Genomic DNA, 12,310 nt, shown 5'->3' on the forward strand with positions numbered 1-12,310 from the left:
CGAGTTGGGATCGACGTAAATCGGTTGTGGTCACCGATACTGTTCTCAGAGTGTTGCTGACCATCGAAACGACCGGATCATCGTCCGATCACCGGATTCCTGCGACCGATCTCGGGTTCCTGTTGCACAAGCACCCGGATCGGGTCCAGCAGTTCGCCACCTCGAGTGGAACCGCGACCGTCTTCTATCCACTCGCCGACGCCTCGCGATGCCGCGTGGTTCTTCATGTCGGGGGCGAAGACCCCTCACGGTCCACGCTGGGGGCTGCTGACCGCTACGTGAACACGTTGCCGTACGCGGGATCGTCTCGACTGATGGTGGCGATGGCCAAGGTGATGTCGGATGCGCTCGGTGGCCGCTGTGTACACCGCCCTGACCTGGTCGACACGGTGTGGCAGCTGCAGGTGACGGTGAGCTCGGTGCCCACCACCGGCGGCGCCGATCTCACTCGCGACTTCTTCGAACCGCTGGGCTGGGCGGTGCTTTCCACTGCCACCGTGCTGCAGCCGGATGAGTGGGGCCCGTCCCGGTTTGTGCAGTTGCAGATGAGTGGTGAGTTCACGGTGCGCGACGCACTGTCGCACATGTATGTGCTGATCCCCGCGCTCGCGGCGGACAAGCACTACTTCATCGGTGACGACGAGGTCGACAAGCTGTTGCGTCTGGGCTCGCGCTGGCTGCCGAATCATCCTGCGCGCGAACAGATCACACGGCGGTACCTGAAGGGATTGCATTCGCTCACCAACGACGCGCTGGCACGGCTGATACCCGACACCGCGTCGCACGAACCACTGCCGAAACGCCGCACATTGATGCAGGAGCTGCGTCGTACCGCAGTGGTCGACGCGCTTCGTATGGTCGGCGCACGGTCGGTCCTCGACGCGGGATGCGGGGAAGGCAGCCTCTTGCGGGAGCTCGTCACCGAGCCGGGCATCGGCCGACTGGCAGGAGTGGATGTGTCGGTTGCCGCGCTTGGCCGGGCCAATGACTCGTTGTCCAGATTCGCAGCGGTAGAACTGTGGCAGTCGTCGCTGATGTACTCGGACAACCGGTGCCGAGGATTTGATGCCGTCGTGCTGATGGAGGTGATCGAGCACGTCGAGCCTGATCGCCTCGACACAGTCGAGTCGTCCGTGTTCGAGACCATGGCTCCGTCATCGGTGATCGTCACGACCCCCAACCGCGACTACAACGAGCTCTATGGGCTCGGCTGCAACGAATTCCGCCATCCTGATCACCGATTCGAGTTCAGCCGCGCCGAGTTCGAGCACTGGTGTGAACGGGTGGCCGACGAATACCGGTATTCGGTGACGGCGAGCGCGATCGGAGAGATGGACATGGATGTGGGCTCATCGAGTCAGCTGGCAGTCTTCCGCCGGATCGACGCAGAGGCGCCGGAGGCCCAGCGATGACGGCACTCGAGATCCCCGAACTGTCGCTCGTGGTGCTCATCGGTGTCACCGGCGCAGGCAAGTCGACGTTCGCAGCCAACAATTTTCGTGAGACTGAGGTGTTGTCGTCCGATCGGTTCCGAGGTCTGGTCGCCGATGACCCCACGTCACAGGAGGCAACCGGCGACGCGTTCGAGGTGCTCGAGCTGGTTGCGGGCAAACGATTGGCGGCCGGGCGCCTCACCGTGATCGATGCGACCAGCGTCCGCGTCGAGGACCGCAAGCGGCTTGTCGCGCTGGCGAGGTCCCATGACGTCTTACCTGTTGCCATCACCCTGGACGTGCCCCCGGACGAGTTGCGCAAGCGTGCCCGCGATCGGACAGACATCACGGTCGGTGTTGTCGAACGCCAGTACGCGCACCTGCAGCGCAATCGGAAGGGCTTGCGCAAGGAAGGGTTTCGACACGTCCATCAGCTCGATGGTGTTGCGGACATCGATGCCGCGACGATCGTGCGTACCCCCTTGTTCAGCAACCTCAACGATCGGCATGGCCCGTTCGACATCATCGGTGACGTCCACGGTTGCTTCACCGAGTTGACCACGTTGCTCGGCAAGGTCGGGTGGCGTCTGCAGACCGACACGGACGGCATCGTTGTCGGCGCCGTACCGCCCGAGCCGGGACGGACAGCGATCTTCGTCGGGGATCTGGTGGACCGTGGCCCGGACACTCCGGCTGTCCTGCGGCTGGTCATGTCGATGGTTCGTCAGGGCAGTGCGTTCTGCGTGCGCGGAAATCACGAGGACAAGTTGCTCCGCGTCCTTCGTCAGCGCAGCGGCCGTTCCCGAGAGGCGCAGCCGATTGCGTTGACCCACGGTCTTGCGGAGTCGATGACGCAACTCGACGCGCAGCCTCCCGAGTTCACCCGGGATGTTGTCGACTTTCTCGATTCCCTTGTGTCGCACTACGTGTTCGACGACGGCCGGCTCGTCGTCGCCCACGCCGGGCTGGCAGAGAAGTACCACGGGCGGGCATCGGGCCGCGTCCGTGACAAAGCTATGTACGGCGAGACGACAGGGGAGACGGATCGCTGGGGTTTCCCGGTACGGCTCGATTGGGCGGCGGACTATCGAGGCTCGGCACGGGTGGTCTACGGCCACACCCCGGTCCCGGACGCGGCGTGGATCAACAACACGATGTGTGTGGACACCGGCTGCGTGTTCGGGGGTCGATTGACGGCGCTGCACTACCCGGAGATGGTCTTGTCGGCCGTCCCTGCCGAGCAGACCTACCACGACCCCGGCCGACCGATGGGTTTCGGGACCACACGCGCGGACGTCCGCGTGCGAACCACACTGAACCTGTCGGACGTGGTGGGTAAGCGGATCATCGACACCGGATTCGGGCCACCGATCACCGTCCGAGAGGACAACGCCGCCACCGCATTGGAGGTGATGTCGCGGTACGCGGTTGATCCACGCTGGATCCGGTACCTGCCGCCGACGATGGCCCCGGTTTCTCCCGGGCGGGCCGATCTGCTCGAAGACCCGCGTGCAGCGTTCGAGTCGTACGCAACACGCGGTGTCTCCCAGGTTGTCTGCGAGGAAAAGCACATGGGTTCCCGGGCGATCATCGTGGTCACGAAGGACGAGTCCGCAGCGGCGCGGGCGTTCGGCGTCACACAGGGCAGTGGCGCGCTCTACACCCGGACCGGTCGCAGCTTCTTCGAACCGTCGGTCACGGAGCAACTGATTGTCCGAATCCGGCGAGCGTGCGCTGAATTGTTCGATCAGCTCGACTCCGACTGGCTGATCCTCGATGCCGAGTTGCTGCCATGGAACGTCAAGGGGGAAGGCCTGATTCGCGACCAGTTCGCCTCTGTCTCGGCAGCGGCGGGCCCCGAGCTGCATGCACTCGGCGCAGAACTGGCGACGGCCGCAGACCGAGGTCTGGATGTCCAGACCATGATCGACGCGAACACGAAACGGCGTGCGGATGTCAAGGCGTACACGGATGCCTATCTTCGCTACGTCGATGTCGACGCGCGGCCGGACACCGTGTCGCTTGCGCCGTTCGAGGTATTGGCAAGTGCAGGCACCGAATACGGCGGGTCGTCGCACGGTTGGCACCTGGAGGTGGCTGCGCGGCTCGCTGCGGCCGACCCTGTTCTCTTCCGGCCGACGCGGCACATCGTGGTCGACACCGGTTCGGAGGCTTCGTGCCTGGAAGGAGCTCGGTGGTGGGAGAACCTGACCGCGGCCGGATCCGAAGGGATGGTCGTCAAACCGGCCGGGAACCTCACCCGTGTCGGCGGCAAGCTGATCGATCCGGGTGTGAAGGTCCGCGGCCGCGAGTATCTGCGGATGGTTTATGGACCCAGCTACTTGGATGATCTGCCGACCCTCCGGTCACGCGACCTGCGGCACAAGCGGTCCATGTCGATGCGCGAGTATCAACTGGGACGTGAGGCCCTCGCCCGCCAGGCACGGTCCGAGCCACTCTGGCGCATCCACGAATGTGTCTTCGCGATCCTGGCGCTGGAGAGCGAGCCGGTGGATCCCCGACTCTGACGTCACCCAGGGATGAAGCGCGGCTGATCTGCCGGGCTCGCGGGGTCAACGGGCTGGACGTCCACCCACGTGACGTCGACGCGGTCGGCCACGGTGATCCGTAATGAACCGAGCCGGCCGCGGACGGCGTCACGGACCTGCTCGCTCATCGCGCCGATCTGATCGCCGTACCGGGCGACCATCTCGACGCGTATGTTGCGGACGGATCCGTGGTCGGTGGTGATGTGGATTGCGGCGACATCGCGCCGACATGATCGGTGGATCGCGCGGGCAAGGAGCGGGCGGATCGCTCGCTCGTTGATCTCGATGCCGGGATCGTCGGTGACGATCGGGACACCCAACCGCGTGGCCGAGCGAAGCCGGGGCCCGAGCCGTTCGAGGACCGCTCCCTCGTCGCCGTGCTCGAGGTGGGCGGCGGCATCGCTGATCCAGGTATCCGCTTCATCGGGGCGCTGGACTGTCATCTCGCCTTCTTTCCGTCGTCGGTCGCGGGATCTGATGTCGGATGCGTCCGGATGATCTGATCTCGTCGGCATCGGGGCCGTCGGGTCGCCACGCGGAGAGTCGTTCGGCCAACTGTGATCGTGCACGCTGCAGATGTCCACGCACCGACCCGCGCGAGATGGTGAGCGCCGTGCCGATCTCGTCGTGCGACAGGCCTTCGACCTCGCGTAGCCACCAGCATGCGCGCGCCTGGTAACCGAGCCTGCCGAGCTCGGTCTGGAGTGCGACGAAAAACGAGTGTTCAACCGTGCGAGCAGCTGGGCCGGGGGCCCGCACTTCCATCGCCTCGAAGGTGTTGTCGGAAACCACGACGGCGCTCTGCCGTCGCTGGAGATCGACCGTCTTGCGCGAGGCGATGGTGAACAGCCACGTGCGGAAGCTCGACCGGAACCCGAACCGGTCCAATCCGCGCCACGCGGCGAGGAACGTCTCCTGAGTGATGTCCTCCGCTGCTGTCGGAGATCCGGTCAGCCGGGTCGTGTACCGGAGGACGGGCGTCAGATGGCACCGCATCAGCTGGTCGAACGCCTGGCGATCGCCCAGGGCAGCCGCGCGAATCAATGATTCTTCGGCGGGCGCATCCATTTGTTCAGCGTGCCAGAAAGTCGTGCGTGCAACATGCGGTTCTCAACCCGTCAAACGGGTGGGAGAGCAGATCATCCGGTCTGCCATCCGCACACCGAACCGACGAGGGAGCACCTTATGACCACCACGACCTCCAGGCAGGATGACGAGCCCACCATTGCCGGGGACGAACACCGTGACAGCGGCGGCCGTGGGCCCGACCAGAGTGACGCGGGGGGCAAGACGTCGATCGCCGACGTCGTGGTGGCCAAGATCGCCGGGATCGCGACTCGCGAGATCGACGGCGTCTACGACCTCGGTGGCGGCGCGGCGCGGGCGGTTGGCAAGTTGCGCGAAACCCTGCCGGGAACCGCTGCCGACGTCACCCAAGGTGTGTCGGTGGAAGTCGGGGAGAAGCAGGCCGCAGTCGATGTCGGATTGGTTGCCTACTACGGCGTGGCGATCCACCAGCTTGCCGAGTCCATCCGGACCAACGTGATCGAAGCGATCGAGAAGATGACGGGTCTGGAGGTCACCGAGGTGAACGTGACCGTGCACGACGTCCACCTCGACACCGACGACCCGACCACAGCGCTCGACGGCCAGACACCGCGGGTCCAGTGACGATCACAGCGGCCTCCGCGGAGCTCATCCGCGAACGGGTGCTGTCCGTGGACGGCGTGGCAGACCTGCACGCGGGCACCTTCGGCGAGAACGCCACACATCTGCCCGGCCGGCGGGTGAACGGTGTGCGAGTCGGCCGTGCCGGCGTCGACATCCATGTGGTCGCCTACCTCGACGTCGACGTCGCGGGGGTGGCCCGAAACGTCCGTGCGGCCGCGGTGTCGGCCGCACCGGGAGCGATCGGCTACACCGTCGTCGTCGAAGATGTTGTTGCGCGCCAGGACTTTCGAGTCGCAGTTCCGGATACCGGCCGGGGTACCTCCACAGAAACGAGTCAATCATGAACAATTCCGTGATCGGGCTGTTCGTCGGCCTGCTGTTCGCTTTGGCGGTCACCACCGGAGGGTTCTCCGGTCTGATGGTCGCGGTGGTGTTCGCGGCCATCGGCGTGGCCGTCGGCGCCCATCGTGACGGCCGCATCGACCTCGGTGCACTGCTGCGGAGCAAAGGCCGTGGCTGAGGCGGCAACTGCCGAGCGCTTCGGCGGTTCCCACCTACCGGCACCCGAGCACCGAGGCTCCCTGCAGATCGAATCGCGCGTGATCTCTCAGATCGCCCGCCAGGCAGCGCTCGAGGTCGACGGCGTGGTGCCGTACTCGGTGACGTTGGGGTCACTCACAGGTCGCAATCTGCCTCGCGCACTGGCTGATTCCGATCCGCGCCATCCGGCGATCACCGTGGAGATCGCGGTGAGCTGGCCGATGCCGGCAGTTGATGTCGCCGAGCGGGTTCAGCAACACGTCATCGAGGTGGCCACCCGATTGACCGGACGCCGGCCGGCGCGAGTGGATGTCGAGGTCACCGAGGTTGTCCAATCGAGGATGTTGCTGGGGGAGGAGCTGGCCGGAGTGTCCACTGCCGAACCCGGCGCGGACACGGGCACCCAGGCGGCGCCGACGCACAGTCGCACCAGGGCCGAGGGCGGGCCGCCTCGAAGCTTTCCGACTGCGGGATGGCTTGCGCCTGTGCTGGGCCTCGGACTGCTTGCACTCGCCGTTGTCGCCGGCCGGGAGTATGCCGTTGTCCAGGGCCACTACCGGTCCGAGGCCTGGATCGAACCCTCTGCTCGTTGGGTGTCGGGGACCGAGTGGAGACCGTGGATGGTCGTGGTCGCCGTGGTGTGCGTGGTGGTGGGGCTCTACTTCCTGTACGCGGCCGTACGGCCTCGACGTCGCACCCACCGACCACTACGGGTCACGGGCGTGTGGACTCGCGACACCGACGTGGCCCGCCGGCTCAGCGCCATCGCACTCGACGACAACAACACCGTGTCCGCCACCACCAAGGTGACGCCGGGCCGCGCCCATGTACGTGTGTTCGTCACCTCACCGACGGAGAGCGACCTCTCGGGCCGCCTCGAGGCATCGGCGGCAACGTTGGCCCACCCGCCCCGCGTGAGCGTGGATCTTCGTGGCGTCTCCCATCCGAGCTCGACCGCAATCGACGAGAGGGAGCCTGATGCGGCGCACCCTGAACGCTCTTGACCGCCTCGCGGTGGGCCTGATCGGCTTGCTTCTCGCCGCGGCCGGCCTGATCGCGCTGCTCCGCTGGGCGGGCGTGGGACCGGTGACCGATGCGGTCGGCAACGTCGACACCGATCAGATCTACTCGTCGTCGGGACAACCGTGGTGGGATTGGGCGCTGCTGGCCGCGACCGTCTTGCTGGGGATCTGTGGTGCGTGGCTGCTGCTGGCCAACATCTCGCCGAATCGTCTGCGGTCGGTGACCGTTCGACCGCAGGGTGAACCGTTTGTCGGCGAGATCGACATCGCCGTGACCGACGTGGCCCGGGCGGCGGGCAGGTCCCTGGAACGACATCGTCATGTCCGCTCCTCAGCGGTCCGGTCGTACGTCGACGGCGTGACCCCTGTCGTAGAGATCACGGTGACGGCTTCTCCGACCGCCGACGACGACGATCTCGGCGCCGCCGTGAGCGGGGTGAGGGAGCTGCTCCTGTCGTCACTCCGGGGCAGCGACGTCCAGGTACGCATGCTGCTGCACCGCGAACCCAATCACTGAGCAGTAGGACTGCCCGCCGGTGAACAGCCGTCAGGTCCGGGAGAGCACAGCACCGCGCATGATGCGCAGGGCGAGGGTGCGGTCGGTGAGCCCGATCATGCGACTCATCGACAAGGCCACCCCGGCGAGGTCGTCGCGCGAACTGAGATATGTCCGCTGGCGTTCGAGCGACATCTCGAAAAACCCGTCGAAGAACCTGACCACGTCGGTGGGAGCGAGTCCGAGGAGCGAGGACAGGCCGCGACGACGCAACCGATGGACGGCGCGGGCCTGAGCGGTCCACAGCGCAGCCTTCGGATCACGTTCGTTCGCCATGGCGTCGACGACTGCGTCGGCCGCCGTCAACGATGCCGCCACGCTGTATCCGGTCGCCGGATGCATCAACCCACCCGCTGCGCCGAACAGGAGCGGATCGGACCGCCATGGTGGCACTGAGTTGGCACCACACAACGCGAAGTACACCCGCTCGGTCGGCGCGGCGTCGACGGTCGGCCGGGTGATCCCCATGTGTTCGAGGCGACGCCGTAGCCGATCCTGGAGTTCGGCCAGCGGAACCGGCGGGGCGCCGGCGAGGCAGGTCTCCTCCAGCAGCACCCTGCCACCGGCCACGGGGATCGCGTAGAGGAACGAGGGGGCTCGATCGGGCTCGACCCCTCTCCAGTCCATCAGCACCGCGGTGTCCGAGCCGAGATAGGGCGCTGCGATCTCGCTGTCGACAAAGATCCCGAACGCCGACTGCGCCGGCGCGTGTGGAGCTCGCAAACCGCGCGCATCGATGACTGTGCGTGCCGTCACTTTTCGGCCATCTTGCAGGCCGACGTTGTCGGCGCTCACGGATGTGGCCGTGTCTGCGAAGGTCTTCACAGCGGAGATGTCGAGGCTCTGCTGCAGAGCACGGGTGTTCAGAGTGACGTACGCGCGCTCGATCACGTGGCGGCCAGGGGTGAACACGGCGACCGTGTCGGACTGCGCGGCAATGACTTTGGTGCCGACCCAGCTGGGGAGTTCGTCGGACCACGCTCCGTAGGTGACGTGCCAGGCCCGGTCCGGCGCCGGATCGACCAGTGCGGTGTCGAGGCCTGCAGCCGCCGATCGTGCGGCGACCGCCCGGCCGGCCGGACCCGCACCGACGACTGCCACGTCATATGTACGACCTCCGTGGTGGTCGTCGCCCGCCTCGCTCATAAGGGCACGGTATCGTTTTGGCGTACACTGGCGCGTCGTGATCACGGCAACCGACCTCGAGGTACGCGCGGGCGTACGCACCCTACTGAGCGCCCCTGGTCCGGCGCTACGGGTGCAACCCGGTGACCGCATCGGATTGGTCGGTCGAAACGGCGCCGGCAAGACCACGACGATGCGAATACTCGCCGGCGAAGGCGAACCCTACGCCGGTTCGGTGACCAACAGCGGCGAGATCGGATATCTCCCTCAGGATCCCCGGGAAGGCGACCTGGAGGTCATCGCCAAGGACCGTGTGCTCTCCGCGAGAGGCCTGGATACGCTGCTGCGCGACCTGGAGAAACAGCAAGCACTGATGGCCGAAGCCGTCGACGACAAGGTGCTCGACAAAGCTGTCAATCGGTACGGGCAGCTGGAAGACCGTTTCTCGGCGCTCGGCGGATATGTCGCAGAATCCGAGGCGGCCCGCATCTGCAACAGCCTCGGCCTTCCCGACCGGGTGCTGGCGCAGCCCTTGAAGACGTTGTCCGGTGGTCAACGGCGAAGGATCGAGCTGGCTCGCATCCTGTTCGCCGCCTCGGACGGAAGCGGCGGCAAATCGGGCACCACCCTGTTGCTCGACGAACCGACCAACCACCTCGACGCCGACTCGATCGGCTGGCTGCGCGGTTTCCTGCAGAACCACGACGGTGGACTCATCGTGATCAGCCACGACGTGGAACTGCTTGCCGACGTGGTGAACCGGGTGTGGTTCCTCGACGCGGTACGCGGCGAGCCCGACATCTACAACATGGGATGGAAGAAGTACCTCGACGCGCGGGCGACGGACGAACAGCGCCGCAAGCGTGAACGTGCAAACGCAGAGAAGAAGGCGGGCGCACTGCGGGTACAGGCGGCGAAGATGGGCGCCAAGGCAACCAAAGCCGTTGCGGCACAGAACATGCTCAAGCGCGCCGAACGCATGCTCGACAACCTCGATGAAGAACGGGTGGCCGACCGCACCGCGAAGATCCGGTTCCCCGAGCCGGCACCCTGCGGCAAGACTCCGTTGATGGCGTCGGGCCTGACGAAGATGTACGGATCGCTGGAGATCTTCGCCGGTGTGGACCTCGCCATCGACCGCGGAAGCCGGGTGGTGGTGCTCGGGCTCAACGGCGCAGGCAAGACCACGTTGCTGCGTTTGCTGGCAGGCACCGAGAAGGCCGAGCACGGCACACTCGAACCCGGCCACGGACTCAAGATCGGCTACTTCGCGCAGGAGCACGACACCCTCGACGACAACGCGAGCGTGTGGGACAACATCCGCCATGCGGCGCCCGACGCCGGCGAGCAAGATCTACGTGGCCTGCTCGGCGCGTTCATGTTCACCGGGCCCCAGCTCGATCAGCCCGCGGGGACGCTGTCCGGCGGTGAGAAGACCAGGTTGGCACTCGCTGGGCTCGTCTCGTCGGCCGCGAATGTTCTGCTGCTCGACGAACCGACGAACAACCTCGACCCGATCTCGCGGGAACAGGTGCTCGATGCGCTACGGAGTTACAAGGGCGCGGTTGTGCTGGTCACCCACGACCCGGGTGCAGCGGCAGCGCTCGACCCGCAACGGGTGATCCTGCTGCCCGACGGTACCGAGGACCATTGGTCAGCCGAGTACCAGGAGCTCATCGAACTCGCCTGACCCAAACCCCCGAAAGTGGTGGGTTCGGGCGCGCATGTGCGCAGGTCGCGCCCGCACAAACCCACCACTTCCGGGTTCTTGGTCAGACGTAGTTCTTCTGCAACTCCCGCTTCACCAATTTTCCGGTGGGCGTGCGGGGGAGTTCGTCCACGAAGTCGACCGACTTGGGTGCCTTGTAGTGCGCAAGGCGCTCCCGCACGAAGTCGATCATCTCCTGAGCCAGCTCAGGGGACGGGTTCACACCTGGCTCGAGCTGAACGCATGCCTTGGCGACCTCACCGAGATCTGGATCGGGCACCCCGATCACGCCGACGTCGAAGACGTCAGGGTGCCCGATGAGGACGTTCTCGGCTTCCTGCGGATAGATGTTCACGCCGCCGGAGATGATCATGAACGACTTACGGTCGGTGAGGTACAGGAAACCCTCCGCGTCGACGTAGCCGACATCGCCGCTTGTCGTCCAGGCCGGGTGCTCGGGATGCTGCGCGGACTTCGTCTTCTCCGGATCGTTGTGGTACTCGAACGGCAGTTCGTCGCGTTCCCAGAACACCGTGCCGATCTCGCCGGTGGGCAGTTCGTTGCCGTCGTCGTCGCAGATGCGCACCACACCCAGCAAGGGTTTGCCCACCGAACCGGGGTGGGTCAGGGCTTCCTCGCTGTTGATGAACGTGGCGCCGGCACCCTCGGTGGAGGCGTAGTACTCGTGGATCACCGGGCCCCACCACTTGATCATCGCCTGCTTGACCTCGGGAGGACACGGCGCTGCCGCGTGGATCGCGATCTTCATGCTGCTGACGTCGTATTTGGCGCGGACATCCTCGGGCAGTTTGAGCATGCGGATGAACATCGTGGGCACCCACTGACTGTGGGTGACCCGGTACTCGTCGATCAGGCTGAGCGCACCTTCGGCGTCGAACTTGTCCATCAGCACGATCGTGCCACCGACGGAGTTGACCATGCCGCAATAACGTAGCGGCGCAGCGTGATACAGCGGAGCGGGGCACAGATACACACACTCCTGGTCGAACCCGTACAGCAGTGAGAACACCGCCGTGTACGGGTCGGGGATCTCGTTCACCTGCCCGTCCTGCAGCGGTACCTTGATGCCCTTGGGCCGGCCGGTGGTACCGGACGAATACAGCATGTCCTGGCCGCGAGGCTGGTCGGTCAGGGGCTCGTCAGAGGCGTTGGCGAGGATCTCGTCGAACGACTCGAAGCCCGGGATGTCGCCACCCCAGGCGATTCGGTGTGTCACTCCGGACACCTGATCCGCAGCGCTGACCGCATCGGCCACCTCGGCGGAGGCGAACAGGGCGACCGCGCTGCAGTCGCCGAGGATGTAGTTGACCTCGTCGGGGGTGAGGTGGTTGTTGATCGCGGTGACGTACATTCCCGAACGCACTGCCGCCCAATAGATCACGAGCACGCGGATGTCGTTGTTGGAGACGATGGAAACGTTGTCGCCGCGGCCGAGGCCGAGGTCGTCACGCAGGTAGTGGGCGACTTGGGTCGATAGCCTGTCGAGCTCGGCGTAGGTGATCGACTCACCGGTCGCCGGTCGCACGACGGCGACCTTGTCAGGGGTGGTGGCGACAAAATTGCCCGGGAACATCAACGACCTCCGGCTCAGCGAATCCACGAGGCGGCCCGAACGGCCGCGATATGTTAACCAGAACTATCACATTCCTCACCGTTGCCGAGGAGTTATCCGGAGGAGTCATGAG

General features: G+C 65.7%; 12 protein-coding genes. 8 read left to right on the forward strand and 4 right to left on the reverse strand.

Annotated elements, in window-relative coordinates; genetic code table 11:
• Window positions 1-50 precede the first annotated feature (50 nt).
• Both KXR83_RS10535 and KXR83_RS10540 read left to right on the forward strand, forming a co-directional pair.
• Window positions 51-1,412, forward strand: coding sequence for a 3' terminal RNA ribose 2'-O-methyltransferase Hen1 (locus tag KXR83_RS10535; RefSeq protein ID WP_437424780.1), 1,362 nt, complete (start codon window positions 51-53; stop codon window positions 1,410-1,412).
• Window positions 1,409-3,961, forward strand: coding sequence for a polynucleotide kinase-phosphatase (locus tag KXR83_RS10540; protein WP_437424781.1), 2,553 nt, complete (start codon window positions 1,409-1,411; stop codon window positions 3,959-3,961). The genes KXR83_RS10535 and KXR83_RS10540 overlap by 4 nt, the downstream gene beginning before the upstream one ends.
• Before the next feature lie 2 nt (window positions 3,962-3,963).
• On the opposite strand, the gene KXR83_RS10545 is transcribed toward KXR83_RS10540, so the two are convergent.
• Entirely contained in the window at window positions 3,964-4,425 is a 462-nt protein-coding gene (locus KXR83_RS10545; protein ID WP_437424782.1) for a hypothetical protein, read from the reverse strand.
• Window positions 4,403-5,050, reverse strand: coding sequence for an RNA polymerase sigma factor (locus KXR83_RS10550; protein ID WP_437424783.1), 648 nt, complete (start codon window positions 5,048-5,050; stop codon window positions 4,403-4,405). The genes KXR83_RS10545 and KXR83_RS10550 overlap by 23 nt, the downstream gene beginning before the upstream one ends.
• A gap of 117 nt (window positions 5,051-5,167) precedes the next feature.
• Between KXR83_RS10550 and KXR83_RS10555 the strand changes: the two genes are divergently transcribed.
• The 5 genes from KXR83_RS10555 to KXR83_RS10575 are packed head-to-tail and all read left to right on the forward strand — an operon-like array spanning window position 5,168 to window position 7,732.
• Window positions 5,168-5,653: an Asp23/Gls24 family envelope stress response protein gene (locus KXR83_RS10555; RefSeq protein ID WP_437424784.1), complete on the forward strand. Its 486-nt coding sequence runs from the start codon at window positions 5,168-5,170 to the stop codon at window positions 5,651-5,653.
• Window positions 5,650-5,997 (forward strand): hypothetical protein, encoded by a 348-nt coding sequence (locus KXR83_RS10560; protein ID WP_437424785.1) that lies wholly within the window; start codon window positions 5,650-5,652, stop codon window positions 5,995-5,997. Before KXR83_RS10555 ends, KXR83_RS10560 begins: the two co-directional genes overlap by 4 nt.
• Window positions 5,994-6,173: a DUF2273 domain-containing protein gene (locus tag KXR83_RS10565; protein ID WP_030163059.1), complete on the forward strand. Its 180-nt coding sequence runs from the start codon at window positions 5,994-5,996 to the stop codon at window positions 6,171-6,173. Before KXR83_RS10560 ends, KXR83_RS10565 begins: the two co-directional genes overlap by 4 nt.
• On the forward strand, window positions 6,166-7,197 hold the full coding sequence (locus tag KXR83_RS10570) for an Asp23/Gls24 family envelope stress response protein (protein WP_437424786.1): 1,032 nt from the start codon (window positions 6,166-6,168) through the stop codon (window positions 7,195-7,197). Before KXR83_RS10565 ends, KXR83_RS10570 begins: the two co-directional genes overlap by 8 nt.
• Window positions 7,172-7,732 (forward strand): hypothetical protein, encoded by a 561-nt coding sequence (locus KXR83_RS10575; protein ID WP_437424787.1) that lies wholly within the window; start codon window positions 7,172-7,174, stop codon window positions 7,730-7,732. Before KXR83_RS10570 ends, KXR83_RS10575 begins: the two co-directional genes overlap by 26 nt.
• A 30-nt stretch (window positions 7,733-7,762) precedes the next feature.
• On the opposite strand, the gene KXR83_RS10580 is transcribed toward KXR83_RS10575, so the two are convergent.
• Window positions 7,763-8,917 carry a lycopene cyclase family protein gene (locus KXR83_RS10580; protein ID WP_437424788.1) on the reverse strand — a complete coding sequence of 385 codons (1,155 nt, stop codon included), beginning with the start codon at window positions 8,915-8,917 and terminating at the stop codon, window positions 7,763-7,765.
• A 37-nt stretch (window positions 8,918-8,954) separates the two neighbouring features.
• Between KXR83_RS10580 and KXR83_RS10585 the strand changes: the two genes are divergently transcribed.
• On the forward strand, window positions 8,955-10,586 hold the full coding sequence (locus KXR83_RS10585) for an ABC-F family ATP-binding cassette domain-containing protein (RefSeq protein WP_030163052.1): 1,632 nt from the start codon (window positions 8,955-8,957) through the stop codon (window positions 10,584-10,586).
• 82 nt (window positions 10,587-10,668) lie between these two features.
• Here the strand turns inward: KXR83_RS10585 and KXR83_RS10590 are convergent, their stop codons facing one another.
• A complete protein-coding gene (locus KXR83_RS10590; RefSeq protein ID WP_437424789.1) occupies window positions 10,669-12,198 on the reverse strand; it encodes an AMP-binding protein in 1,530 nt (509 codons plus the stop codon).
• Window positions 12,199-12,310: the final 112 nt, after the last annotated feature.

It is taken from the genome of Williamsia muralis (assembly GCF_051487485.1).
In the GTDB taxonomy this organism is placed as follows: domain Bacteria; phylum Actinomycetota; class Actinomycetes; order Mycobacteriales; family Mycobacteriaceae; genus Williamsia; species Williamsia muralis_B.